22 protein-coding genes and 1 pseudogene are annotated in these 24,538 nt (G+C 66.7%); 13 read left to right on the forward strand and 10 right to left on the reverse strand.

What is annotated here, in order from left to right:
* Positions 1-77 precede the first annotated feature (77 nt).
* Positions 78-3,635 carry a DNA polymerase III subunit alpha gene (gene dnaE, locus AC1DRO_RS18980; protein WP_476952014.1) on the forward strand — a complete coding sequence of 1,186 codons (3,558 nt, stop codon included), beginning with the start codon at positions 78-80 and terminating at the stop codon, positions 3,633-3,635.
* A gap of 46 nt (positions 3,636-3,681) precedes the next feature.
* Here dnaE and AC1DRO_RS18985 read toward each other — a convergent pair whose 3' ends face one another.
* Positions 3,682-4,140: a flavin reductase family protein gene (locus AC1DRO_RS18985; protein ID WP_476952026.1), complete on the reverse strand. Its 459-nt coding sequence runs from the start codon at positions 4,138-4,140 to the stop codon at positions 3,682-3,684.
* 195 nt (positions 4,141-4,335) lie between these two features.
* Here AC1DRO_RS18985 and AC1DRO_RS18990 point away from each other — a divergent pair, with 195 nt between their 5' ends.
* From AC1DRO_RS18990 to nrdR, 3 genes are all read left to right on the forward strand, one after another.
* Positions 4,336-4,914 carry a hypothetical protein gene (locus tag AC1DRO_RS18990; protein WP_476952015.1) on the forward strand — a complete coding sequence of 193 codons (579 nt, stop codon included), beginning with the start codon at positions 4,336-4,338 and terminating at the stop codon, positions 4,912-4,914.
* Positions 4,915-4,943: 29 nt separating this feature from the next.
* Complete coding sequence (gene hisD, locus AC1DRO_RS18995; RefSeq protein WP_476952027.1) at positions 4,944-6,296, forward strand: histidinol dehydrogenase; 1,353 nt, start codon at positions 4,944-4,946, stop codon at positions 6,294-6,296.
* Positions 6,297-6,399: 103 nt separating this feature from the next.
* Complete coding sequence (gene nrdR, locus AC1DRO_RS19000) at positions 6,400-6,903, forward strand: transcriptional regulator NrdR (protein WP_028275865.1); 504 nt, start codon at positions 6,400-6,402, stop codon at positions 6,901-6,903.
* A 196-nt stretch (positions 6,904-7,099) separates the two neighbouring features.
* Here the strand turns inward: nrdR and ppgK are convergent, their stop codons facing one another.
* On the reverse strand, positions 7,100-7,903 hold the full coding sequence (gene ppgK, locus AC1DRO_RS19005) for a polyphosphate--glucose phosphotransferase (protein ID WP_476952016.1): 804 nt from the start codon (positions 7,901-7,903) through the stop codon (positions 7,100-7,102).
* Between the two features lie 98 nt (positions 7,904-8,001).
* The gene (map, locus tag AC1DRO_RS19010) at positions 8,002-8,880 is read right to left on the reverse strand and encodes a type I methionyl aminopeptidase (protein ID WP_028275863.1); all 879 of its coding nucleotides are present in this window, start codon (positions 8,878-8,880) and stop codon (positions 8,002-8,004) included.
* 117 nt (positions 8,881-8,997) lie between these two features.
* On the opposite strand from map, the gene AC1DRO_RS19015 reads away from it, so the two are divergent.
* On the forward strand, positions 8,998-9,162 hold the full coding sequence (locus tag AC1DRO_RS19015) for an SPOR domain-containing protein (RefSeq protein ID WP_018772367.1): 165 nt from the start codon (positions 8,998-9,000) through the stop codon (positions 9,160-9,162).
* A 144-nt stretch (positions 9,163-9,306) separates the two neighbouring features.
* A complete protein-coding gene (locus AC1DRO_RS19020) occupies positions 9,307-11,352 on the forward strand; it encodes a phage holin family protein (protein WP_476952017.1) in 2,046 nt (681 codons plus the stop codon).
* A gap of 52 nt (positions 11,353-11,404) precedes the next feature.
* Here AC1DRO_RS19020 and AC1DRO_RS19025 read toward each other — a convergent pair whose 3' ends face one another.
* The 3 genes from AC1DRO_RS19025 to panB form a co-directional block, all read right to left on the reverse strand.
* Entirely contained in the window at positions 11,405-12,163 is a 759-nt protein-coding gene (locus AC1DRO_RS19025; protein WP_476952018.1) for an MBL fold metallo-hydrolase, read from the reverse strand.
* A gap of 23 nt (positions 12,164-12,186) precedes the next feature.
* The gene (locus AC1DRO_RS19030; protein WP_476952019.1) at positions 12,187-12,576 is read right to left on the reverse strand and encodes an SHOCT domain-containing protein; all 390 of its coding nucleotides are present in this window, start codon (positions 12,574-12,576) and stop codon (positions 12,187-12,189) included.
* A 205-nt stretch (positions 12,577-12,781) separates the two neighbouring features.
* Positions 12,782-13,747, reverse strand: a complete 966-nt coding sequence (gene panB, locus AC1DRO_RS19035) for a 3-methyl-2-oxobutanoate hydroxymethyltransferase (RefSeq protein ID WP_476952020.1) — start codon at positions 13,745-13,747, stop codon at positions 12,782-12,784.
* Between the two features lie 262 nt (positions 13,748-14,009).
* Between panB and glnA (AC1DRO_RS19040) the strand changes: the two genes are divergently transcribed.
* The 6 genes from glnA (AC1DRO_RS19040) (at position 14,010) to AC1DRO_RS19065 (ending at position 20,386) form a co-directional block, all read left to right on the forward strand.
* Entirely contained in the window at positions 14,010-15,350 is a 1,341-nt protein-coding gene (glnA, locus tag AC1DRO_RS19040) for a type I glutamate--ammonia ligase (RefSeq protein ID WP_028275859.1), read from the forward strand.
* A 9-nt stretch (positions 15,351-15,359) separates the two neighbouring features.
* Positions 15,360-18,371 carry a bifunctional [glutamine synthetase] adenylyltransferase/[glutamine synthetase]-adenylyl-L-tyrosine phosphorylase gene (locus tag AC1DRO_RS19045; protein ID WP_476952021.1) on the forward strand — a complete coding sequence of 1,004 codons (3,012 nt, stop codon included), beginning with the start codon at positions 15,360-15,362 and terminating at the stop codon, positions 18,369-18,371.
* Between the two features lie 71 nt (positions 18,372-18,442).
* A complete protein-coding gene (locus AC1DRO_RS19050; protein ID WP_026266248.1) occupies positions 18,443-18,859 on the forward strand; it encodes a VOC family protein in 417 nt (138 codons plus the stop codon).
* 49 nt (positions 18,860-18,908) lie between these two features.
* On the forward strand, positions 18,909-19,424 hold the full coding sequence (locus AC1DRO_RS19055; protein WP_476952022.1) for a GNAT family N-acetyltransferase: 516 nt from the start codon (positions 18,909-18,911) through the stop codon (positions 19,422-19,424).
* A 40-nt stretch (positions 19,425-19,464) separates the two neighbouring features.
* Positions 19,465-20,142, forward strand: coding sequence for an MBL fold metallo-hydrolase (locus tag AC1DRO_RS19060; protein WP_476952023.1), 678 nt, complete (start codon positions 19,465-19,467; stop codon positions 20,140-20,142).
* Between the two features lie 43 nt (positions 20,143-20,185).
* The gene (locus tag AC1DRO_RS19065) at positions 20,186-20,386 is read left to right on the forward strand and encodes a hypothetical protein (RefSeq protein WP_028275855.1); all 201 of its coding nucleotides are present in this window, start codon (positions 20,186-20,188) and stop codon (positions 20,384-20,386) included.
* 107 nt (positions 20,387-20,493) lie between these two features.
* On the opposite strand, the gene glnA (AC1DRO_RS19070) is transcribed toward AC1DRO_RS19065, so the two are convergent.
* Positions 20,494-21,918: a type I glutamate--ammonia ligase gene (gene glnA, locus AC1DRO_RS19070; protein ID WP_018772378.1), complete on the reverse strand. Its 1,425-nt coding sequence runs from the start codon at positions 21,916-21,918 to the stop codon at positions 20,494-20,496.
* Between the two features lie 284 nt (positions 21,919-22,202).
* Between glnA (AC1DRO_RS19070) and AC1DRO_RS19075 the strand changes: the two genes are divergently transcribed.
* Positions 22,203-22,640: an RDD family protein gene (locus tag AC1DRO_RS19075; RefSeq protein WP_459384400.1), complete on the forward strand. Its 438-nt coding sequence runs from the start codon at positions 22,203-22,205 to the stop codon at positions 22,638-22,640.
* Between the two features lie 167 nt (positions 22,641-22,807).
* On the opposite strand, the gene AC1DRO_RS19080 is transcribed toward AC1DRO_RS19075, so the two are convergent.
* From AC1DRO_RS19080 to AC1DRO_RS19090, 3 genes and pseudogenes are all read right to left on the reverse strand, one after another.
* Positions 22,808-23,170 (reverse strand): DUF3817 domain-containing protein, encoded by a 363-nt coding sequence (locus AC1DRO_RS19080; protein WP_476952024.1) that lies wholly within the window; start codon positions 23,168-23,170, stop codon positions 22,808-22,810.
* Between the two features lie 216 nt (positions 23,171-23,386).
* Positions 23,387-24,136 (reverse strand): DUF4191 domain-containing protein, encoded by a 750-nt coding sequence (locus AC1DRO_RS19085; RefSeq protein WP_243179470.1) that lies wholly within the window; start codon positions 24,134-24,136, stop codon positions 23,387-23,389.
* A gap of 90 nt (positions 24,137-24,226) precedes the next feature.
* Positions 24,227-24,538, reverse strand: a pseudogene (locus AC1DRO_RS19090) (lipoyl synthase); the annotation flags it as partial.

A 24,538-nucleotide genomic window follows, 5' to 3' on the forward strand; every position in this document is an offset into this window, starting at 1 on the left:
GGCCGCCCGCTGCCGCCGTTCGGTGCCAACCGCCGTGGCTGCACGCCGCCGTCGTGGCACGGCACTAGAATGGTGCGGTGACTTCCAGCAACGACTCGTTTGTCCATCTCCACAACCACACCGAGTACTCGATGCTGGACGGTGCCGCCCGGCTCGGTGAGCTGTTCGACGAAACCGAACGGCTCGGCATGCCGGCCCTCGCCACGACCGACCATGGCTACCTGTTCGGCGCCTTCGACTTCTGGAAGCGCGCAACAGACCAGGGCATCAGGCCCATCATCGGCGTCGAAGCCTATGTGACTCCCGGGACCGCCCGCACGGACAAGACCCGTGTGCGCTGGGGCGAGGAGCACCAGCGCAAGGACGACATCTCCGGCGGCGGCTCGTACACGCACATGACCCTGCTCAGCTACAACAACGTGGGCATGCGGAACCTTTTCCGGGCCTCCTCGATCGCCTCGCTCGACTCGGTCTTCGGCAAATGGCCCCGGCTGGACCGTGAGCTGCTGAACACCTACTCGGAAGGGCTCATCGCCACCACCGGCTGCCCGTCCGGCGAGGTCCAGACCCGGCTGCGGCTCGGCCAGTACCGCGAAGCCCTGGAGGCCGCGGCGGAGTTCCGCGACATCTTCGGTGCGGAGAACTACTTCTGTGAGCTCATGGACCACGGCCTGGACATCGAGCGGCGCGTCACCGGTGACCTCCTGCGCCTGGCCAAGGACCTGAACCTGCCGCTGGTGGCCACCAACGACCTGCACTACACGCACGAGCACGACGCCAAGGCGCATGAGGCCCTGCTGGCCATCCAGTCCGGTTCCACCCTCCTGGAGCCGACCTACGACAACGGCGGCTCGCGCTTCGCCTTCTCCGGCAGCGGCTACTACCTGAAGTCGCCGCAGGAAATGCGCGAACTGTTCCGCGACCACCCCGAGGCGTGCGACAACACGCTCCTGATCGCCGAACGCTGCGAAGTCTCCTTCAACACCGGCGCCAACTACATGCCCCGGTTCCCCTGCCCGGAGGGGGAGGACGAAACGTCCTGGCTGGTCAAGGAGGTCGACAAGGGACTCCACTACCGTTATCCCGGAGGCATCCCGGACAAGGTCCGCAAGCAGGCCGACTATGAGCTCGAAGTCATCACCTCGATGGGCTTCCCGGGCTACTTCCTCGTCGTCGCCGACTTCATCAACTGGGCCAAGAACAACGGCATCCGGGTCGGTCCCGGGCGTGGCTCCGGTGCTGGCTCCATGGTGGCCTACGCCATGCGCATCACCGACCTGGACCCGCTGCACCACGGCCTGATCTTCGAGCGCTTCCTCAACCCGGACCGCGTCTCCATGCCTGACTTCGACGTCGACTTCGATGACCGGCGCCGTTCCGAAGTGATCGACTACGTCACACGCAAATACGGCGACGAACGCGTGGCGATGATCGTCACCTACGGCACCATCAAGACCAAGCAGGCCCTCAAGGACTCTTCGCGCGTGCTGGGCTACCCGTTCAGCATGGGCGAACAGCTGACCAAGGCGCTGCCGCCGGCGGTCATGGCCAAGGACATCCCGCTGGCCGACATTCAGAACCCCCAGTCCAAGCGCTACAGCGAGGCCGGCGACTTCCGCCAGCTCATCAGCACCGACCCGGAGGCCGCCAAGGTCTTCGAGACGGCGCTGGGCATCGAGGGCCTGAAGCGGCAATGGGGCGTGCACGCCGCCGGCGTCATCATGTCCTCGGACCCCATCATCGACGTGATCCCGATCATGCGCCGCTTCCAGGACGGCCAGGTCATCACCCAGTTCGACTACCCGACGTCCGAAGGCCTCGGCCTGATCAAGATGGACTTCCTCGGGCTGCGAAACCTGACGATCATTTCCGATGCCCTGGAAAACATCAAAATGAACCGCGGCATCGAGCTCGACCTCGAAACGCTCGAGCTGGATGACACGGCGTCCTACGAGCTGCTCGCCCGCGGAGACACACTGGGCGTCTTCCAGCTCGACGGCGGACCCATGCGGTCCCTGCTCAAGCTGATGAAGCCCGACAACTTCGAAGACATCTCCGCCGTGCTGGCCCTCTACCGGCCCGGACCCATGGGCGCCAACGCGCACACCGACTACGCGCTGCGCAAGAACAAGATCCAGGAAGTCATCCCGATCCACCCGGAACTCGAGGAACCGCTGTCCGAAATCCTCGGCGGGACCTACGGGCTGATCGTGTACCAGGAGCAGGTCATGGCCGTGGCGCAGAAGCTCGCCGGCTATACCCTGGGCCAGGCCGATATCCTGCGCCGCGCCATGGGCAAGAAGAAGAAATCCGAGCTGGACAAGCAGTTCGCCGGCTTCTCCCAGGGCATGCAGGACAACGGCTATTCCATGGCCGCGGTCAAGACCCTCTGGGACATCCTCCTGCCGTTCTCGGACTACGCCTTCAACAAGGCGCACTCGGCCGCCTACGGCGTGATCTCCTACTGGACCGCGTACCTGAAGGCGCACTACGCGCCGGAGTACATGGCTGCCCTGCTGACCTCGGTGGGTGACGACAAGGACAAGTCGGCGATCTACCTCAACGAATGCCGGCGCATGGGCATCACGGTGCTGCCGCCGGACGTTAACGAGTCAGCCCTTAACTTCACCCCTGTGGGCACCGACATCCGCTTCGGCATGGGCGCCATCCGCAACGTCGGCGTGAACGCCGTCGAAGCCATGGTGGCGGCGCGCGAAAAAGAAGGCGCCTACACCTCCTTCAAGGACTACCTCCTGAAGGTCCCGGCAGTGGTCTGCAACAAGCGCACCATCGAATCCCTGATCAAGGCCGGCGCCTTCGACTCGCTCGGCCACCCCCGCCGGGCCCTGGCCATGATCCATGAAGAAGCGATCGACTCCGTCATCACCCTCAAGCGCAACGAGGCGATCGGCCAGTTCGACCTCTTCGCCGGCTTTGAGGACCAGGAGCCCGAGGCGTCGCTCAGCACCGAGATCCCGGACCTGCCGGAATGGGAGAAGAAGGACAAACTGGCGTTCGAGCGCGACATGCTCGGCCTCTACGTCTCCGACCATCCGCTGCAAGGACTGGAAGGGCTCCTGAGCCAGCACGCCGACCGGTCGATCACCTCGATCATCGCCGAAGACGGCCCGCCGGACGGCTCGATCGTGACCATCGCCGGCATGATCACCTCGCTCAGCCGACGGATCGCCAAGGCCAGCGGCAACGCCTACGCCCGGGCCGAAATCGAGGACCTCGCCGGTTCCATGGAGGTCATGTTCTTCGGCCAGGTCTACGGCCCCATCGCCTCGGTGCTCGCGGAGGACCTGATCGTGGTGGTCAAGGGCCGGCTGCAGCGGCGCGACGACGGCGCCGTCACCTTGAACTGCATGGAACTCTCCGTACCGGACCTCAGCGACAGCCAGAACGGGCCCGTGGTGATCACCATGGCCACGCACAAGGCCACCGAAGCCGTGGTCACCGAACTGGGCGACGTGCTGCGCACCCACCGCGGAAATTCGGAGGTCCGCCTGCACCTGCAGGGCGACACCCGGGTGGAGGTCATGGGGCTGCCGGTGCACCTGCGCGTCAACCCGAGCCCGTCACTGTTCGGCGACTTGAAGGTGCTGCTCGGCCCGACGTGCCTGGATAACTAGGGCGGGCTACCGGCCCCGGGCACTGGAACGGCCGGCCGGCCGGCGGCTAGATCTCGTAGTCGAGTGGAACGGGCTGGCTGTAGCCCCCGGAGTGGTAGAGCAGGGGAACGCCGTCGTCGCCGACCTGGCCCTCCACCACCTCGACGACCACGACGGCGTTGTTCTCGAAGGAGAGCCGCATCTGGACCTTGCCGATCAGCCAGCCGCTGACCCCCTTGAGCACGGGCACCTCGTGGGGGCCGAGCTCCCAGTGGTCGCCGTCGAACCGGTTGCCGGCCCGGGCGAAACGGTCGGCGAGCTCCTGGTTTTCCAGCCCGAGCATGTGCACGCCAATGTAGGTCGTGTTCGCCACGGCCGGCCACGAGCTGGAGGTCCTGGCCATGTTGAATGTAAAGCGCGGCGGCTTGGCGGACAGTGAGGCCACAGAGGTCGCCGTGAATCCGAACGGGACGCCGTTGTGGTTGGCCGTGATGATGGCCACGCCCGCCGCGTGCCGGCGGAACATTTCCCTGAATGTTCCCTCGAAAATACCTTCATCTGTGGCCACTGCGATCCAACTCCCTGCTGCACGTGCGTGTCGTACTTATACTCTGCCAGCGTATTGCGCAGGGGAATCGAGTGCGGCATTTTCTTTACGTCTCCCGTCATGTGCTGCCGGCCGGCGTCATGCGCCGCGGCAATCCTTGTTACGGTTTGTTGCATGACACAGTCCGCAGTAGACGGCCCCGTCCACCACTCCGGGGAGCCCGCACAGCCCGAGCGGCATCCCGAGGGGCAGCCAGGTCCCGGGCGGACATGGCGGAAGGCCACGGTCATCGCGGCCGCCGGCATCCCGGTGGGGCTGCTCTGGTGGCTTCTGGCGCCGTCGGGCCTCAATATCCTGACCGGAAACCCTGACCTCGCCGCCGGCACCAACACCGCCACCTGGCTGCCCAGGGACCTTGTGCTGGCGGGGCTGTGCCTGCTCGCAGGGTGCGTTGCCGGGTCGTTCGTCGCCGGCAACAAGCACCAGCAGCCCGGCCCCGTCACCGTTGTCCTCGTGGTCCTCGCCGGCGCAGCCGGTGCGCTCATCGCGTGGGGAACCGGCGTGCTCAGCGCCCAATGGTGGGGAGCGCCGGCGGATACTTCGGCCAGCGCCAGCGTCGCCTTCTCCCTGCGCTCCTATGCGGTCCTCGCCATCTGGCCGGCAGCGATCGCCCTGGCCATCTTCCTGAACAGCCTCTTCCCGGGCAACGGGGGCAAACCCCGCCGCGGCGGGGCACGTAAAATGATCGGGTGAGCCTAACTCCTGACAGCCCCGTGACCCCGATGACCGCCGCCCTTAACTTCCGCACGGTGGACGTGCGCGGTGCGCACCTGTCTCTCGCCGGACTCCGCGCAGCCGTGCCCCGGGCACAGTCCGGGACGATGGCCGACGCCGAGGGCAAGGTCCTGGATATCATCTCCGCCGTCCGCGCCCGGGGCTTTGGCGCACTGCAGGAGCTGGCACTTGCTTTCGACGGCGTTGAGCAGGCGCATCCCCGCGTCCCTGCCGAGGCGCTGCGTGCAGCCCTTGAGAACCTGGATCCCGCCGTCCGCGCGGCCCTGGAAGAATCCATCAAGCGGGCCCGCGCCTTCGCCGACGCCCAGCGCCCGGCGAACATCGACGTCGAACTCGGCGAGGGCGCCGTCGTCAGCCAGAACTGGGTGCCGGTGGCGCGCGTGGGGCTCTATGTCCCCGGCGGCCTGGCGGTCTACCCGTCCTCGGTGATCATGAACGTGGTCCCGGCCCTGGCCGCCGGCGTCGAATCGATTGCCCTGGCCTCGCCGCCGCAAAAGAACTTCGGCGGCCTCCCGCACCCCACGATCCTGGCTGCGGCCTGCCTGCTGGGCATCGAGGAGGTCTACGCGATCGGCGGGGCGCAGGCCATCGCGGCCTTCGCCTACGGCATCCCGGCCGACGCGTCCGACGGCGGCCACCTCCCCGGGATCGAGCCCGTGGATGTCGTCACCGGTCCGGGCAATATCTTCGTGGCCACCGCCAAGCGCCTGGTCAAAGGCGTTGTCGGGATCGATTCCGAGGCCGGCACCACGGAGATCGCGATCCTCGCGGACGCCACCGCCAGTCCGGCGCTCGTGGCCGCGGACCTCATCAGCCAGGCCGAGCACGACCCCAAGGCTGCATCGGTGCTGTTCACCGACTCCGAGGCCCTCGCCGCCGAGGTCCGCGTGGAGCTTGAGCGGCAGGCCGCTGCCACCAAGCACTCCAGCCGCGTCCGCGAGGCACTCTCGGGCCCGCAGTCCGGGGTGGTGCTGGTCGAGGACCTGGAGCAGGGCATTGCCGCCTGCGACGCGTACGCCGCGGAACACCTTGAAATCATGACCGCCGACGCCGCCCGGGTGGCCCGCCGGATCCGCAGCGCCGGTGCGATCTTCGTGGGGGACTACAGCCCCGTGAGCCTGGGGGACTATTGCGCGGGCTCCAACCACGTGCTGCCCACCAGCGGCACCGCTGCCTTCTCCTCCGGACTGAACGTGACCACGTTTCTGCGTGCCATCCAGGTCATCAACTACACCCGGTCCGCGTTGGAGCAGGTCAGCGGCCACATCGTCAGCCTCTCCGGCGCGGAGGACCTGCCGGCGCACGGCGAGGCCGTCACGGTGCGGTTCGCCGCCCGGTAGTTCAGGACCCAGACCACTACATGTAGTAATTACAGGCTTGTTATTCTGCTACATCTAGTCGTAAACTGAGGTCACACCGGATTGCGACAGGGGAGGAACCGACATGTATTGCCCGTTCTGCCGTAACCCTGATTCGCGCGTCGTGGACAGCCGGATCGCCGATGACGGCTCCGCCATCCGGCGCCGCCGGCAGTGCCCCGAATGCGGCCGCCGGTTCACCACCGTGGAAACCACGAGCCTGACCGTCATCAAGCGCTCCGGGGTCGGCGAGCCGTTCAGCCGCAGCAAGGTCATCAACGGCGTGCGCAAGGCCTGCCAGGGCCGCCCGGTCACCGAAGACGACCTCGCCCTGCTGGCGCAGGAAGTCGAGGAGGCGATCCGGGGATCCGGCGCCGCCGAAATCGAGGCCCACGAAGTCGGGCTGGCGATCCTGGAGCCGCTGCAGCGTCTCGACGAGGTCGCCTACCTGCGGTTCGCCAGCGTCTACCAGGCCTTCGAATCGCTCGAGGACTTCGAATCGGCGATTTCCCTGCTTCGCCATGAGGCCGAGACCAAGGGCCGGGACGGCAAGAGCCCGGACAAGCGGCCGCTCCAGGCGCCGTCGTAAATGTCCTGATTGTCCTGGTGACTGCGTCCCGGGATCCACCACAGACTCCGGTGGTGGCAGCGGAGGGGAAGCCGCAGCCACCACCGGCTCCACTTAACCGCTCCACAAAGAAATTGAGCTATCACTCCGGGTCGTTCCCAGCGTTCAGAACGACCCGGAGTGATAGCTCAATTGGTTTTTGCGGCGTGATGGGCCTTTATTTTGCCAGCTTGTGCTTGAGGGCAATCTCGATGGCCGCGCCCACGATCCCGGCGTCGTTCTTCAGCTCGGCCGGGACGATCGGCGTGCGCAGCTTCAAGCGCGGCAGGTACTCGTCCGCACGCTTGGAGATGCCGCCGCCTACAATGAAGAGCTCGGGGGAGAACAGGAATTCAACATGGGAGAAGTAGCGCTGCAGCAGGACGCTGTACTGTTCCCAGCTGAGGCCCTCGCGCTCACGGGCCACGGCTGAGGCCTTGGTCTCGGCGTCGAAGCCGTCAATCTCCAGGTGTCCGAGTTCGGCGTTGGGAACCAGCTTGCCGTCGAAGATGAACGCAGAACCGATGCCGGTGCCAAGGGTGATCACCAGCACCGTGCCGGCGACTCCCTCGCCGGCACCGAAGCGGGCCTCGGCGAGTCCGGCCGCGTCGGCGTCGTTGATGACCTCCACCGGGCGGCCGAGACGCGCCGTGAGCATGGCATCGATGTCGGCTTCCAGCCACGACTTGTCTACATTCGCGGCCGAATGGACCACGCCGTGCTGGATGATGCCGGGGAAGGTGACTCCCACGGGGCTGCTGGCGTCGGGGGCATCGGAACGGGCAGAGAGCTCGGCGACAACCTGCGCGACGACTTCGGCCACGGACTCAGGGGTGGAGGGCTGCGGCGTCGGGAAGCGCACGCGGTCACCGATCAGCTTCCCCTTCTTCAGGTCCACGATCCCGCCCTTGATTCCGGTGCCACCGATGTCAATGCCGATCAGGGGGGCGTTCTTCTTCGACTTTTCGTCCTTCTTGGCCAATGTCGTTCCGTTCGTGGCAGGGGCGGGCTGTAGTGACCGGGCAAGGCCGGTGGTGAAAGAGCGGGGTGGTTCCGGGAACTAGCGTGTGGAGCCGGCGGTCAGGGCAGCGTGAGGACCTCGGCACCGGACTCCGTCACGAGCAGGGTGTGCTCGAACTGGGCGGTGCGCTTGCGGTCGCGGGTCACGACGGTCCAGTCATCGGCCCACATGTCCCAGTCAACGGTGCCCAGGGTCAGCATTGGCTCGATCGTGAACACCATACCGGTTTCCATGGTGGTGTTGTATGCCGGCGCCGCGTCATAGTGCGGAATGATCAGCCCGGTGTGGAAGGCTTCGCCAACTCCGTGCCCGGTAAAGTCGCGGACCACCCCGTAGCCGAAGCGCTTTGCGTAGGACTCGATGGTCCTGCCGATCACGTTGATTTCGCGTCCGGGAGCCACGGCCCGGATGGCGCGGTTAAGCGATTCCCGGGTGCGCTCGACGAGGAGGCGGGATTCCTCGTCGACGTCGCCGACCAGGAAGGTGTAGTTGGTGTCGCCATGGACGCCGCCAATGAAGGCCGTGATGTCGATGTTGAGGATGTCGCCGTCCCGGACCACCGTGCTGTCCGGGATGCCGTGGCAGATGACCTCGTTGAGGGACGAACACAGGGACTTCGGAAAGCCCCGGTATCCGAGGGTGGAGGGGTACGCGTTGTGGTCCAGCAGGAACTCATGGCCCACCCGGTCCAGCTGGTCGGTGGTGACGCCGGGTTCGATGTGCCTGCCGACCTCCACGATGGCCTGGGCGGCGATTTTGGAGGCGATCCGGATCTTCTCGATGGTCTCCGCCGACTTGACCTCGGACCCTGTGAACTTCGCAGGAGCCGGCTTGCCTACATATTCCGGACGCGGGATGGACGGCGGCACGGGAAGCTGCGGGCTCACTGTCCCCGGGACCAGCGTGCCGATGGGTGCAGTTGAGGCTAGAGAAGGCATAGATTGATCATATAAGTAGCCGGGCTCGCCCCGGAAAATACAGCCCGGAAAATACAGCCCGGAAAATACAGCCCGGAAAACACGCCGGGACACGCTCCGGGCCATGAAGGAGCCCCGATGCCCGAATACTGGTACAACGTCAACACCCACGAGATCGAGGAAGACGCGATGTCCGACTGGAGCCAGCTGATCGGACCGTACAAGACCCGTGAGGAAGCCGAACATGCCCTGGAAAAGGTCAAGGCGCGCAATGAGGCTTGGGACAAGGACGAGGACGACTAGCCCGTACGGGCCTGCTGCGCCCGCGGGAACGTCCCCCGGCGATCGCGGACCGGACAGCGCACAGGCTGACTGATTTTTCCCAGCCCCTGATTCTCACCCTGTGAGGGTGGGTGCGAGCCGGTTGCCGACAGCCATACTGGGAAAATGCCGACGCGCGTTGCCCGCACCCGCGGCGCCCGAATCTCAGACCTCGCCAGGCTGGTCCTTGCCTGGGCTGCCTCGACTGTAGCCCTCATTATCACCGGCGCCCTGCTTCCGGGGTTCTCTGCGGCCAGCTGGTGGTCATACGCCGCCGTGGCGGCGGCAGCCGGCCTCGTCGGCCTGGTCCTGCGCCCGGTGCTAGTGGAGATCTCGGCCAGGGTGGGCTGGGTGGCAGTGCTTCTCACCGCCCTGGTGGGGCAGGCCCTGATCATGTACGTCGCCATCCGTCTGGTGCCCGGCATCGAGTCGACGCCTTTGACAGCCCTCGCCGCTACTTGGGTCAGTGCCGTCGTGGGCACGCTCATTTCGTGGGCCACCACAGCCGGAACCGATGACGGCCTCATCACCTCGCTGGCCGGACGGGCACGCCGGCAGGTACCGGTGACCGATCCGGAGGTTGACGGTGTCCTGTTCGTCCAGCTCGACGGGGTCCCCTTCCCGGTGCTGCAGTGGGCTATCCAGTCCGGGGGAGTGCCCCATCTCCGCCGCTGGCTGGCCTCGGGGGACTATCAGTTCCGTGAATGGACTCCCCAGCTGCCTTGCACGACGCCGGCGAGCCAGATGGGCATTCTGCACGGCACGGTCGACGGGATCCCGGCCTTCCGGTGGTATGACCGTGAGCTCCAACGCGTCCTGGTGGCCAACCGTCCGGCAGACGCCCGGGTGATCGAAGAAAGGCACAGCACCGGCCAGGGACTGCTCTGCGACGACGGCGTCTCCATCTCGAACCTGTTCACCGGTGACGCGCCCCGCTCGTTTTTGACGATGAGCCGGGTAGAGGTCCGGCGCGGCTCGACCCAAACCCGCCGGGCGTTCGCCTGGTTTTTTGCCACCCCGAACGGCTTCATGCGCAGCTTCACGCGGACCGTCGGCGAGATCTTCAAGGAGCGTTGGCAGGCCCGGAGACAGGTCAAACGTGACCTCAACCCGCGGGTGCGGCGGGACTGGACCTTCGCCCTGCTGCGGGCAGTCACCAACGGTCTGCTGCGGGACCTGAACACGGCGCTGGTGGCAGAGGAGCTGCGTCGCGGCACGAAGAGCATCTATGTCGACTACGTTGACTACGACGAGATTGCCCACCACGCAGGCATGTTCCGCCCCGAGTCGCTTGCAGCCCTGGATGGCTTGGACCGCACGCTCGGTGCCTTGGCCGAACTCGCCGGGTCCGCTCCCCGCCGCTACCGGCTGGTGGTGCTCTCGGACCACGGCCAGTCCCAGGGCACGCCGTTCGCGGACAGGTATGACCAGGCGCTTGGTGATCTGTGCGCGGAACTGATGCAGGAACACGTTCAGAACGTGGACGCGTCCGTCGAGGGACTCGGGCGCGCTGACTCCATCGCCGGCGACGTTGCCACTGGCGGATTGTCCGGGAAGCTAGCCGGCCGCGCCGACAAGGTGCTGACCAAGGCACAAGAGACGCCGGCACAGCAGACATCCGGCCCAGGCGGCGCGGAGGACCCGGTGGTCGTGTTGGGCTCGGGCAACCTGGGCCTGGTGTACCTGCGGGGTGACCGGCGCCTGAGTCTCCAGGCCCTCGAGCATCGGTGGCCCGCCCTGGTCCCTGGCCTGGCGGGCCATCCCGGCATCGGGTTCGTGGCCGGCATCGATGAAGAGGGCGGGGCGTGGGCGATCGGAAGCGGTGGGCGCGTCAACATCACCAGCGGGGCAGTGGAGGGCACCGACCCGCTGGCCGGTTTCGGGCCGCATGCGGCGCGGGTGCTGAATCTCGCGTTGATGCACCCCGAGGCGCCGGACCTCTATGTCAACAGCGCGGTGGATCCCGCGACCGGCGACGTTGCAGCCTTCGAAGGCCTCGTGGGATCGCACGGGGGACTGGGAGGCTGGCAGGACCGCGCCGTGCTGATGGGCCCGGCCGATCTCATGGCGCGGCTGCCCGAGCGGATCGAGGGTGCCGGGGAACTCCACCAGGTGCTGGTGGCGATGCTTGAGTCCTGTGGCCAGCGCGCCACGACGGCGTCCCGCGGCTGAGCGACCAACCGGGGGGATTTCCCCGGGGCGGATCCAACCCGAGGCCCCTGGCTTACGAGGGCGCGACCCAGGACTGGCCGGCAGCGAGGACCACTGCCGTGCAGCCGGGAGCCTGTTCCGCCACGGCAGCGGCGAACCGGTGGCCGGGCCGCTCGAGCCAGCTCCGGGCAAAGTAGGTGACGAACGGAGGGTGCAGCGTCCCCCAGTGCACCGGCAGGGCGAACCGCGCGCCGCTCATCGCGACAGCCCGGGCGGCGGTCTCCGGAGTCAGGTGTCCCGCCGAGAGCCTCGGCCCCCACCCCCAGACCGGCACCAGGGCGACATCGATCGGCCCTCCCGCCATGGCGGGGAGCGCGGCCATCTCCGGGAACAAGCCAGTGTCACCGGCGATCCACACGATGCCCGACTGGCCGCGGACGAGCTGGCCATTGGCGTCGTTGGGTCGGTGCGGCATTGGCCGGCTGCGATGCTCGGCCGGCACCTGGCGAATCTGGACGCCGCTGCCTACCGGGGTCCAGCCGTCGCCCAAGGAAACTGTGTGCGCCAGCTTTCGGCGACGCAGCCAGGCCACGTTCGCCGGCGCGCTCATCAGCGGTGCCCCGCGCAGCATGCGCAGGGAGCGCAACTCGGCGTGGTCGTGGTGCAGGTGGGAGAGGAGCACCGCGTCCGGTCGGTCCCACAAGGCCGGGTCCGGACGCGGTGCCAGGCGTCGGAGCAACCCGGCATGGGAACGGAGCAGCGGATCGGTGAGGATCCGAACCCCGTCGAGATCCAGAACCACCGTGGAGTGACCAAGCCAGGTGATTCTCATGTCGGGCGTAGCCCGTTTTCGTGTCAGGCCAAGGCCTTTGCCTTGAGCGAATCAAACTCGGTCTGGTTGATGGCTCCGGAATCGAGCAGCGCCCTGGCATCGGCGATCTGGCCGGCCGGGCTGGCCGTCGAGCCTGCGGCCTGCTTGATGTACTCCTGCTGGGCAGCCTGCTGCTGGGCCAGCATCTTCATCTGACGATCGGTCATGCTCCGGCCCCGGGCGATCAGGTAGATGAGGGCGCCGAGCCAGGGAACGAAGATCAGCAGGATAACCCAGCCGGCCTTGGCCCAACCGCTGAGTTCGTGGTCGCTGAACAAGTCCATCAGGCAGCGGAACCACACCATCAGCGCAGCGATCCAGATGAAGAACCAGAAACTCCAGAGCAGAACGTTCCAGAAGCTATTCGTGTCCATCGATACTCCTCGAATCGTGTCCGCCGGAGCCTGACCTGACGCTTAGCGCATGAAACCGTCCGGGCCGGCGGAACATCTTGAGGTCCTAATGCAGACCTTATTGGTCAGCCTGCCCGTACCTGAGGCGCAACGCATCGCCCGTGAAGGATGAGGTCTTGCAAAAGAGTCCCCGGAACCGGAAGGTCAGGGGCCCGCCGGAGCGGAACTAGAAGGAGTGTTCCGGGCCGGGGAACTGGCCTGAGCGCACGTCGTCGCCATAGGCTTTTGCGGCGTCACTGAGCGACGTGCGGAGGTCGGCGTACTGTTTGACGAATTTCGCCATCTTTCCGCCGCGCAAACCGGCCATGTCCTGCCACACCAGGACCTGTCCGGTGGTGGCGCTGCCGGCGCCGATGCCGACCGTGGGGACGTCGACGGCGGCATCCACGGCGGCTGCCGTGGCGGCCGGGACCATTTCCATGAGCACGCTGAACGCGCCGGCGTCCGCCAGCGCGACGGCGTCGTCGATCAACCGCTGGGCGTCATCGCCGCGGCCCTGGACGCGGTAGCCGCCGAGGGAGTGCTCGCTCTGCGGGGTGAAACCGATGTGCGCCATGACGGGGATGCCGGCCTGGACCATGGCCCGGACGGTCTCGGCGTAGAACTTTCCGCCTTCGATCTTAACGGCGTGGGCCAGGCCCTCTTTCAGGAACCGGACGCCGGTGGCAACAGCCTGCTGGGCGGAGACCTCGTAGCTGCCGAACGGCAGGTCAGCGACCACCAGGGCCCGCCGTGCGGAGCGGGCGACGGCCCGGCACAGCGGAAGGAGCTCGTCCACCGTCACCGGAAGGCTGGTTTCGTTGCCGAAGACGTTATTGGAGGCCGAATCGCCGACCAGGAGCACCTCGATGCCTGCCTGGTCAAAGATTTCTGCGGTGTACTGGTCATACGCGGTGAGCATGGCGAAGCGCTCACCGTTCGCCTTGGCCGCCTGGAGATGATGCGTGCGGATCCTGGCCGCCGGTTTCCGGGCCGCCTCCGCAGGCCCGCCGGTGCCGCCGTCGGCGGTTCCGTCTGTGCCACTGGCCGTCGTGCCCGAAGAGGCGGCCGCTGAAGCCGCCGCCGGGCCGCTGCCGTAGGGGGCCGCGAGTTCTGCGGGCGTGCTGGAATCGGAGCTGTTACTTGAGGCCATGCCACGAGCGTAGTGCGAGACGAAGTGCCGCAGCTACCGCGGGTTGCCCCCGCCCGGCGTGAATCACGTCACACGGGCGGCCTGTGCGACGGCGCAATAGCCCCTCTCGCCGCGAATTCGTCCGCCTTTGTGTTAACGGTGTGTTACGCGGGGGTCCGGCTTCAGCAATCGGCGGCAATGCTTAGTAAAGTGAACCGTGAGCAGCCGCGGGGCCCATGAATGCCGGGCCTGGGGCGGATGGAAGAACCGGAAAGAGGCCAGTATGGACCGCCAGCAAGAGTTTGTCCTGCGGACGATCGAAGAGCGCGACGTGCGGTTTGTGCGCCTGTGGTTCACCGACGTCGTGGGATCGCTCAAGTCCGTGGCGCTGGCCCCGGCCGAGGTGGAAGGCGCCTTCGAGGAAGGACTCGGATTCGACGGTTCCTCGATCGAAGGCCTGGCCCGCGTCTTCGAATCCGACATGCTGGCCCAGCCGGATCCGGCCACGTTCCAGATCCTGCCGTGGCGTGGCGAGACCGAGGCCACATCGCGGATGTTCTGCGACATCCTGACGCCCGACGGCGAACCTTCCGCCGCGGACCCGCGCAACGTCCTCAAGCGCACCCTGGCCAAGGCCGCGGACATGGGCTTCACCTGCTACACCCACCCCGAGATCGAGTTCTACCTGCTCAAGTCCCAGGAACCGGGGCCGGACGGATCACCCATCCCCGTGGACGAGGGCGGCTACTTCGACCACGTCCCGGGCGGCGTGGCCCAGGACTTCCGCCGGACCGCCGTGACCATGCTCGAATCGGTGGGTATCTCGGTGGAATTCAGCCACCACGAAGCCGGCCCGGGCCAGAACGAAATCGACCTGCGCTACGCCGACGCCCTGCAGACCGCGGATAACATCATGACGTTCCGCACGGTCATCAAGGAAGTCGCGCTGCAGCAGGGCACCTATGCCACCTTCATGCCCAAGCCCTTCACCGCCCACCCGGGTTCCGGCATGCACACCCACTTTTCCCTCTTTGAGGGGGACACCAACGCCTTCTACGAGGCCGGTTCCGAGTTCCAGCTTTCCGAGACGGCGCGCCAGTTCATCGCCGGCATCCTCAAGCACGCCCCCGAATTCACGGCCGTGACCAACCAGTTCGTCAACTCTTACAAGCGGCTCTGGGGCGGGGGAGAGGCACCGAGCTACCTGAGCTGGGGCCACAACAACCGCTCCGCCCTGGTCCGCGTCCCGCTGTACAAGCCCGGCAAGGGCCAGTCCGCGCGGATCGAATACCGTGGCATCGACTCCGCCGCCAACCCCTACCTGGCCTACGCCGTGCTGCTCGGTGCCGGCCTCAAGGGCATCGAGGAGGGTTACCAGCTCCCCGCGGCGGCCGAGGACGACATCTGGTCGCTGAGCTCGGCGGAACGCCGCGCCATGGGACACGACCCGCTGCCGGCCAGCCTGCATGACGCCATCCGGACCATGGAGGATTCCGAGCTCATGCCGCAGATCCTCGGCGAGCAGGTGTTCGAGCACTTCCTGCGCAACAAGCGTGCAGAATGGCAGGACTACCGCCTCCAGGTGACGCCCTACGAACTGCAGCGCAATCTCGGCATTCTGTAGGTTGCCCCGATGAGCCTGGCACGACGCCTCATTGCCGCCGGCTTCAGCGATCTCGACAAGGGCGAGCGGTTCCTGGCGGCCCGGGAACTGGAAGGACTCGACCAGGATGCCCTCTTTGCAGGGCTGCAGCTGGCGGCCAACCCGGACACGGCCCTGCAGTCCCTGGTCCGGCTGATCGAGAAGCACCCGGAGCTGCGCAAGCTTGCCGTCGCGGACCCGGAAAGCAGCGAACCGCTGTACCGGGTCCTGGGGGCCTCCGAGGCGCTGGGCGAGTTCCTCATCCGCCACCCCGAACACCTCGATGCCTTCGATGTCCGGGTCAGTCCGGAGCCGATGCCCGCGGACGCCGTGGCCCTGCGGACGCGGCTGCTGCAGTCGGTGCGGGCCGATCCCAAGTCTGCCCGGCCGGTGGCGGCCCTTAGCGGTCAGGAAGCCTACGCGGCCCTGCGCACCGCCTACCGGCGCGGGCTCGTGGAGCTCGCCATCAAGGACCTGTGCGCGGCCGATCCGCTGGACTTCATGCCGGCCGCGGGTGCGGAACTGGCGGATCTCGCCGGGGCTGCGCTCGAGGCGGCCCTCGCCGTGTCCCGGGCCGAGGCGGCGGAGAAGTTCGACGCCGCGGAGGTGGCCGACGTCGGCCTCGCCGTGATCGGCATGGGCAAGTGCGGTGCCCGCGAACTGAACTACATTTCCGACGTCGACGTCATCTACGTGATCGAGTCCGGCGCGGTTGAGGAGACCCGGGCCACGACCATCGGCACGGTCCTCGCCTCCGGGATCTCGCGCGCGATCATGTCCACGAGCCGCGAACCCGGGCTGTGGGAAGTCGATGCGAACCTCCGGCCCGAGGGCAAGTCGGGGCCGCTGGTCCGGACCCTCGCCTCGCACGAGAGCTATTACGCGCGCTGGGCCGAGAGCTGGGAATTCCAGGCCCTCCTGAAGGCCCGGACCATCGCCGGCGACACCGTCCTGGGGGCCCGCTACGAGGCAGCCCTGACGCCCCTGATCTGGTCTTCGGCCGGCCGGGAGGGCTTTGTCGAATCCGTCCGCGCCATGCGCCGCCGCGTCACCGAGCATATTCCAGCCGATGAGGAACAGCGGCAGATCAAGCTGGGCCGCGGCGGCCTGCGCGACGTCGAATTCACCGTCCAGCTGCTGCAGCTCGTGCACGGCAAGTCTGATGAATCGCTGCGCTGCCGTGACACCACCTCGGCCATCGCCGCGCTCTCCGCCGGCGGGTATATCGGCCGCTCCGACGCCGCGGAGTTCGACCGCGACTACCGCTACCTGCGGCTGCTCGAACACCGGATCCAGCTGTTCCAGCTGCGCCGGACGCACCTCATGCCGGTGAACGAAGCGTCATTGCGTTCCCTCGCCAAGGCGGTCCTGGGACCTTTCTCCGCCGAGCGGCCCAAGCCGGACGCTCTGGTCGCCGCATGGCGAAAAACCAAGCGCTCCGTGCGGGAACTCCACGAACGAATTTTCTACCGCCCCCTGCTCAATACTGTCGCCACCCTGAGCAGCGAAGAGGCACGCCTGACCCCGGAAGCCGCCCAGGGCCGCCTCGCCGCCCTCGGTTACCTCGATCCCCCCGGCGCCATGCGGCACATCGAGGCCCTCACCGCCGGCGTGAGCCGGCGCGCGGCACTCCAGCGCCAGCTCCTGCCCATCCTGCTGGACTGGCTCGCCGACGGCGTGGACCCCGACGCCGGGCTGCTCGCCTTCCGGCGGGTCAGCGAGGCCCTCGGCACAACGCACTGGTACCTGGGCATGCTCCGGGATTCGACGGCCGCGGCCGAGCGGCTCTGCCACGTGCTCGCCAACTCCCGGCTGATCGCGGACCTGCTGGAGGTTTCGCCCGAATCAGTGGCGTGGCTGGGCACGGACAAGGAACTGGTGCCGCTGAGCTTCGAATCCCAATGGCTTGAAATCACCTCGAAGATGTCCCGGCACGCGGACCCGGAGAGTGCCATGCGGCTGATCCGGCTGATCCGGCGCCGGGAAATCCTCCGGGTCGCCATCGCGGACAGCGCCGGGCTGCTGGACCAGGACCAGGTGGGGGAAGCCCTCGCCGACACGGACCGGGCCGCCGTGCTGGGGGCGCTGCGCGTGGCGGAGACGATCATCACCGCCGGGGAACCGCTGAAGACCCACGTGCTGGTGGTTGCGATGGGCCGTCAGGGCGGCCGGGAGATCGGCTACGGCTCGGACGCCGACGTCATGTATGTCCACCGCGGACGCCCCGGCGTGCCGGAAGAGGAGGCGCAGGCTCAGGCCCTGCAGATCGTGGGCAAGCTCTCCAGCCTGCTGACCCAGCCGCTCAAACCGGCGATCCTGGCCGAGCGGGTACTCGCGGTGGACGCGGACCTGCGCCCCGAGGGCAAGAGCGGGCCCATGGTGCGGTCCCTGGCGTCCTATGCCGAGTACTACCGCCGGTGGTCCCTGGTCTGGGAGGCCCAGGCGTTGCTGCGGGCGCGCCCCATGGCCGGCGACGACGCCCTGGCCGAGGATTTCGTCGCGCTGATCGACACCATCCGGTACCCGGAGTCTTTGTCTGACCAGGACGTCCGGGAGGTGCGGCGGGTCAAGGCCAGGGTCGAGGCGGAGCGCCTGCCGCGCGGCGCCGATGCCGCCCGTCACCTGAAGCTTGGCCGGGGCGGGTTGAGTGACGTCGAGTGGCTGGCCCAGCTGCTCCAGCTCCGGCACGCCGGCCGGCACCCGGAGCTGCGGACCACGTCCACGGTGGACGCGCTCGAGGCGGCCGCGGCCCTGGACCTGATGGACGCGGGGGACACCGGCATCCTCCTCCGGGCCTGGCGGCTGGCGAGCCGGATCCGTTCGGCCAACGTCATCTGGACCGGCCGGCCCTCGGACCTGCTGCCCTCCTCCCGCCGTGACCTTGAGGCGGTGGCCCGCTGGTGCGGCTACGGACAGGGCAACGCCGCGGCGCTGGAGGAGGACTACCTGCGGTTGAGCCGGCGCGCCCGGGCGGTCTTCGAGCGGGTCTTCTACGGCCAATAGCGCCCGGCGGCGGCCTGCGGCTGCTGACAGGGCCTACTGACACATGCTGCGGGCGGTGCTACCTTGGGCCAATGGCCAGGCAACTTTTTGTGAACCTTCCCGTCCGGAATCTGGATAAGACCGTTGAATTCTTCACGGCGCTGGGATTTTCCTTCAACCCCGACTTCACCGATGAGAACGCCACCTGCATGATCGTCAACGACGGCGCGTACGTCATGCTGCTCGTCGAGTCCTACTTCAAGACCTTCACGTCGAAGTCCGTCGCCGCTACGGCCGGCACCGCCGAGGTCATCATGTCCTTCTCGCTGGAGAGCCGCGAAGCCGTGGATGAGGTCATCCGCACCGCCCTGACCTCCGGGGGCACGGCATCGGAGGAGGCCCAGGACTACGGCTTCATGTACACGCACAGCTTCCAGGACCCGGACGGACACCTCTGGGAAGTCTTCTGGATGGATCCGGCCGGACCGCCCAAGGACGCTGCGCTGTAGCCCCTTTCCTTGAGGCGGCGGGCGCCGCCGGCGCGGGTACGCTGTCTTTATGTCTGGACATGTATGGCTGCTGCCTTTAAAGAACCTCGACGACGACGCCCGGGCCATCAAGCTTGGGGAGATCGCGCTGCTGGAGCTCGGCGCTGGGCAGCAGAAGTTGGTGGGGGACCCGCTGCGGATGATGCTGATCGGGCTCGAGGAAGAGTCCCGGCACCCGATCGCCGTGGATGAGAACGGGGCCGCCGTGGGAGTCCTGACGCTCCAGGCTGGGGCGGCGACCCTCGCGGGCTGGCCAGAGGACCACACGGCCTGGCTCCTGCGGGGCTTCCTGATCGACCGGTGGCAGCAGGGCAAGGGCCTCGGCACCCTCGCCGCGGAGGCCGCAGTGCGGGAGGCCGCCAAACTGACGGCGGACCTCGGCAGCGGCCAGGCCGGCGTTGTACTCTCCGTCAACGAACTGAACCCCGGCGGCCAAGCCGCATACCGCAAGGCCGGATTCGAGGACCGCGGCCGCTACGAAGGCGGCGACGCCGGCCCGCAACGCATCATGTACCGGGCATTCTGACCGAAAGCGCATCTTGACTGGGACGATGTGTGCCTCAGTATTGAACCACGATCAGCCGCTGGAAAGGTGCATGATGGGCCACTCACAGATGCAGGTAGAACCGGTCATCCAGGAGCTCCACATCCCCGCCGGGCTGGCAGGGCCGGTTGAGTTGACGATGGACGTACGTTGTTTCCTTGTGCCGCACACCGGGGGATTGCTGTTGATCGATACGGGCCTCAAGGGCAGCGCGGATGCGATTGCGGCGGCGTTGGACCGTGTCGGAGCAGCATGGAGTGACATCACCGACGTCGTCCTCACCCATTGGCATCCGGACCATGTCGGCGGCCTCGGCGAAGTCGTGGATCGGAGCCCGTTGGCAGCGATCTGGACGGGCGCGGCGGACGTCTCCCAGATTCCTTCCGCGGTGCCGCTGCGCCCGCTCGTGGAACGTGACAGGGTCCGCGATATTCAGATCGTGCAGACGCCTGGCCATACGGCAGGACATATCAGCTTGCTGCATGACGACGGAATGCTGTTCGTAGGGGACGCTGTGGGGACAGCCGGAGGTGTGATGCGACGGCCGCCGGAGCAGTTTACAGCGGACTCTGCGCGGGCCGAAGAGTCGCTTCTGAGACTGAGCTTGCTGGAGCCGGACAGGATGCTCTTTTCCCACGGACCGGAAATCCCCGATCCCATAGGGGAATTACGCCGGCTTCTCGCCGTCAACGAGGGTTGACGCCTCTCCCTGTGTCAACTAACGTTGACGCAGGAGGTGCTTCATGCAGACATTGATAGGTTCCATGGACGGCAAGGGGCCGGCCGAGGCGCTCTACGCCGTGGCGGAACTCCACAAAGAACTGGCGCGCACGGAAACCGAAGTGGTGCTGCGTGCCCGGCAGGCCGGACTGTCGTGGGAGGCCATTGCAGTGTGCCTTGGCGTCACCAAGCAGGCCGTGCACAAGAAGTACGGAAAGCGCTGAGGTGCTGGAAAGCGCTGAACCAGAAGGCCGGTCACGGAATGAACCCGTGACCGGCCTTTTTATATTGGAACTGTTGCGGACGAACAGTGTCGGGCCGCTTTATCTAACTAGACGCCGTAGTAGAGCTCGAACTCGTACGGGTTCGGGCGCAGCGAAAGCGGACGGATCTCGTTCTCGTACTTGTACTCGATCCAGGTGTCGATCAGGTCCTGGGTGAAGACGCCGCCGGCCTGCAGGAACTCGTTGTCCTCGGCCAGTGCATCCAGGGCCTCCTCGAGGGTGCCCGGAGCCTTGGGGATGTCCTTGGCTTCTTCGGCCGGGAGCTCGTAGAGGTCCTTGTCGATCGGAGCCGGGGGTTCGATCCGGTTACGGATGCCGTCGATGCCGGCCATCAGCTGGGCAGCGAACGCCAGGTACGGATTGGAGGAGGGGTCCGGGGCGCGGAACTCGATGCGCTTGGCCTTCGGGTTGGAGCCCGTGATCGGGATACGGATACCGGCGGAACGGTTGCCCTGCGAGTAAACCATGTTGACCGGCGCTTCGAAACCCTTGACCAGGCGGCGGTAGGAGTTCACCGTCGGGTTCGTGAAGGCCAGGACAGCGGAGGAGTGCTTCAGCAGGCCACCGATGTACCAGCGGGCGGTGTCGGACAGGCCGGCGTAGCCCTTCTCGTCGTAGAACAGCGGCTCGCCGCCGGTCCACAGCGACTGGTGGCAGTGCATGCCCGAGCCGTTGTCACCGAAGACCGGCTTCGGCATGAAGGTCACGGACTTGCCCCAGGCATCGGCGGTGTTCTTGATGACGTACTTGAACTTCTGCAGGTCATCAGCCGCGTGGGTCAAGGTGGTGAACTTGTAGTTGATTTCAGCCTGGCCGGCGGAGCCGACTTCGTGGTGGCTGCGCTCGACTTCAAGGCCGGCCTCGTCCAGGGCAACACACATGGCGTCGCGCAGGTCGGCCTGCTTGTCGGTGGGGGAGACCGGGAAGTATCCGCCCTTGACCGGGGTCTTGTAGCCGAGGTTTCCGCCCTCTTCCTCACGGCCCGAGTTCCAGTGTGCTTCCTCGGAGTCGATCTTGTAGAAGCTGCCCTGCGGGGAGGACTGGTACTGGACGTTGTCGAAGACGAAGAACTCGGCCTCGGGAGCGAAGAACGCGGTGTCGGCAATGCCGGTCGAAGCCAGGTAGGCCTCCGCCTTCTCGGCGACGCCGCGGGGATCGCGGTGGTACGGGTCACCGGTACGCGGGTTCACGATCGAGAAGTTCAACGCAAGGGTCTTCTCCATGCGGAACGTGTCGATGAACGCCGTCGTGACGTCCGGGATGAGCTGCATGTCAGACTCGGCGATGCCCTGGAAGCCGCGGATCGAAGATCCGTCGAAAAGCTGGCCGTTGACGAAGAAGTCGGCGTCAACGCTCTTGGCGGGCACGTTGAAGTGCTGCTGAACGCCCGGGAGATCGGTGAAGCGGATATCGACGAATTTGATGTCTTCGTCCTTGATGAACTTGAGGACTTCGTCCGCAGTCTTGAACATCTATGCTCCTTACGCATATGAAAGATCTGGCCGTCAGGCACATTTGTCCAGCGCAGTCCAACAGCGGAGAAGGCAAAAAAGCTTCCCCGCTTCGCAGTCGCTAGCAACTGTTACCACCCTAAGGACAAGGGATTTCCCCGCAGTGTCCGCATTGTTTCGGGGAGGTTACAGAATGTCCTGACACGTAAACGCTAGTCGCCAGTCCACACTGTGGCCTATCTGGTCCACAATGTGACACCCTACCTCCCACACTGTGGACAGGCCAGAGCCGATAAGCTTGGAGGGTGGTTGATCGTAAAGACATCGGTTCATGGCTCACCGGGCCGGACACATCCGGCATCTCCAGGTACCCGGGGGAGCGGCTCGGGCTGCCCGAATCCGGGGCAGGATCGATCGCCCGTGCCGGCCGGCGCATCTTGGCGATCTGCATTGACTGGGGCATCGCCCTGTTGATCAGCAATTTCGCCTTCGGCGGCGACTCCTGGGCCACGCTTGCCGTGTTTGCCATCGAGCAGATCCTGCTGATCGGCACCCTCGGCTACGGCATCGGCCACCGGATCGTGGGGATCCACGTGGTCCGGCTGGGCGGCGGCCCGGCGGGTCCACTCGCGGCTTTGGTGCGTACTCTGCTGCTGTGCCTCGTTATCCCTGCCGTCATCTTCGACCCGGACCAGCGCGGCCTCCACGACAAGGCCATGAATACGGTGCTCGTCCGGATGTAGCAATCCGTCGCCGGATGCGCGACGGCGGTGCCAGGCAACCAGGCGCGGCGGGGCCTCGTCCGTTTGCCACGAATGGCCGCTAACCTCCCCGCATTGCGGCCATGTGCGTCAGATGGGCACAGCGATGGTGTGCCGGGGCGCACAGAAACCCGAGGTCCTGGACGGAGCTAGACCCCTGCCGTCTCCTGGGCCGGCGTCGGCGCAGCCTCTCCCGACCGTGCCGTCAGGTATCCGTGGCGGCCGGCCCAGCGCTCAAACCACACCGTCGCGAAGGGGAAGACGGCGGAGAGCCCGGCGAGCAAGGCAACCCGGAACGGCCAGCGGAGCATTGCCCACAGGCTCAGTGCCGCAATCGCGTAGCCGATGAAGAACGCCCCGTGGATCGGACCGGCAATCTCCACGCCGAGTTCCGTCGTCCGGGTGATCCATTTGAGCACCATGCCGAGCAGCAGCGCGGCCCAGCTGAACGCTTCGGCGATCGCCAGCCCCCGGAAAATGCGGATCATCGTGGCGGTCGAGGGAAGTTTCATGCGTGTCTCCTGAGTTCTTGCGTGCGTTTTCGCGGTGTCCAGTGTCGCTCTGCCCGGTACCTTGCGTCCGTTGTCCCAGGTCCGGTGGCCCGGCGCCGGGCTGGCCGACGTCGGGCAATAAGAGAAACGCCCCGGCTGGCGGCCTGAGGTGGCCGTGAACCGGGGCGATTCTGTACTGCGGGCAATTCCGTTATGCGGTGCGGTACTGACGCCCGCCTAGCGTCCGCGGGTGGGACGGGCCTTGTAGGGATCGATGCCCTTCGGGATGGGCAGGCGGCCGCCGAGGGAGGAAATGCGCTTCGACACGGCGCTGACCTCGGTCTTGGTCAGTTCGCCCTTGAGCTTGTTCATTTTCCTGGCGATCTGGCTGAGCGGCACCTGGCCCTCGCCGCGGCCGCTTTCGATCACGTGGATGGTGACGTTGGGGAGGATGCGCGCAAGGCGCTTGCGCTCGGCGTCGACCAGCGGCTTGACCCGGTTGCTGGGGCCTTCGCTGACGAGCACGACGCCGGGGCGGCCGATGGCACGGAAGACGGCATCCTGCGTGCGGGGGTTCACGGCGACGGGCTGGTCCTCGGTGATCCAGCCGCGCTTGAGCGTGCCCAGCGCGGCACCTGAGGCGCCGGGCTGGTTCTCGATCTGCGCGAACGCGGCGCGCTCGGCCCGGCGGGACAGGATCAGCGTGGCCGCAAGGGCGCCCAGGGCGATGCCGATGATCAGGCCGGTGATCCAGTTATCGAGCAGGAAACCGACCAGCAGGCTGAGGGCAACAACACCCAGGAACGCCAGCAACATGAGCCAGGGAACCATGGGATCGTGGCGGCGGGTCATCTGGAAGACCTCGCCGATCTGCTTCAGCCGGCTCGGCTTCTTGGCCTTTGCTTCCTTGGGCTTGCGGGAGAAAAGACCGCGCTTCGGAGCTTCGGAAGCCGGGCTGGAGTTGCTGGGATCAGGGGAATTCGCCATAGTTCCTTAATTCTACGTGATGGACGGCCAAGGGCCGGCACCGGAGTCATCCGGTGCCGGCCCTTAAGTGGAAGGGTGTCAGAGCAGGGTTCAGGAATGTGCCGCGAGCAGCGAGCTGGCTTCCTGGCGGGTGCTTCCGGAGCTTTCGATGTGGGCGAGTTCGGCCGGGATTTCCCAGCCCTTCTTGCGCATCGCGGTGGCCCAGAGCCGGCCGGCGCGGTAGGAGGAACGGACCAGGGGCCCGGACATGACGCCCAGGAAGCCGATCTCGTCGGCTTCGTTCTGCAGGTCCACGAATTCCTGCGGCTTGACCCAGCGGTCCACCGGCAGGTGCCGTTCGGAGGGGCGCAGGTACTGGGTGATGGTGATCAGGTCGCAGCCGGCCTCGTGCAGGTCCCGCAG

The sequence above is a fragment of the Arthrobacter sp. P4_F11 genome (assembly GCF_056401395.1).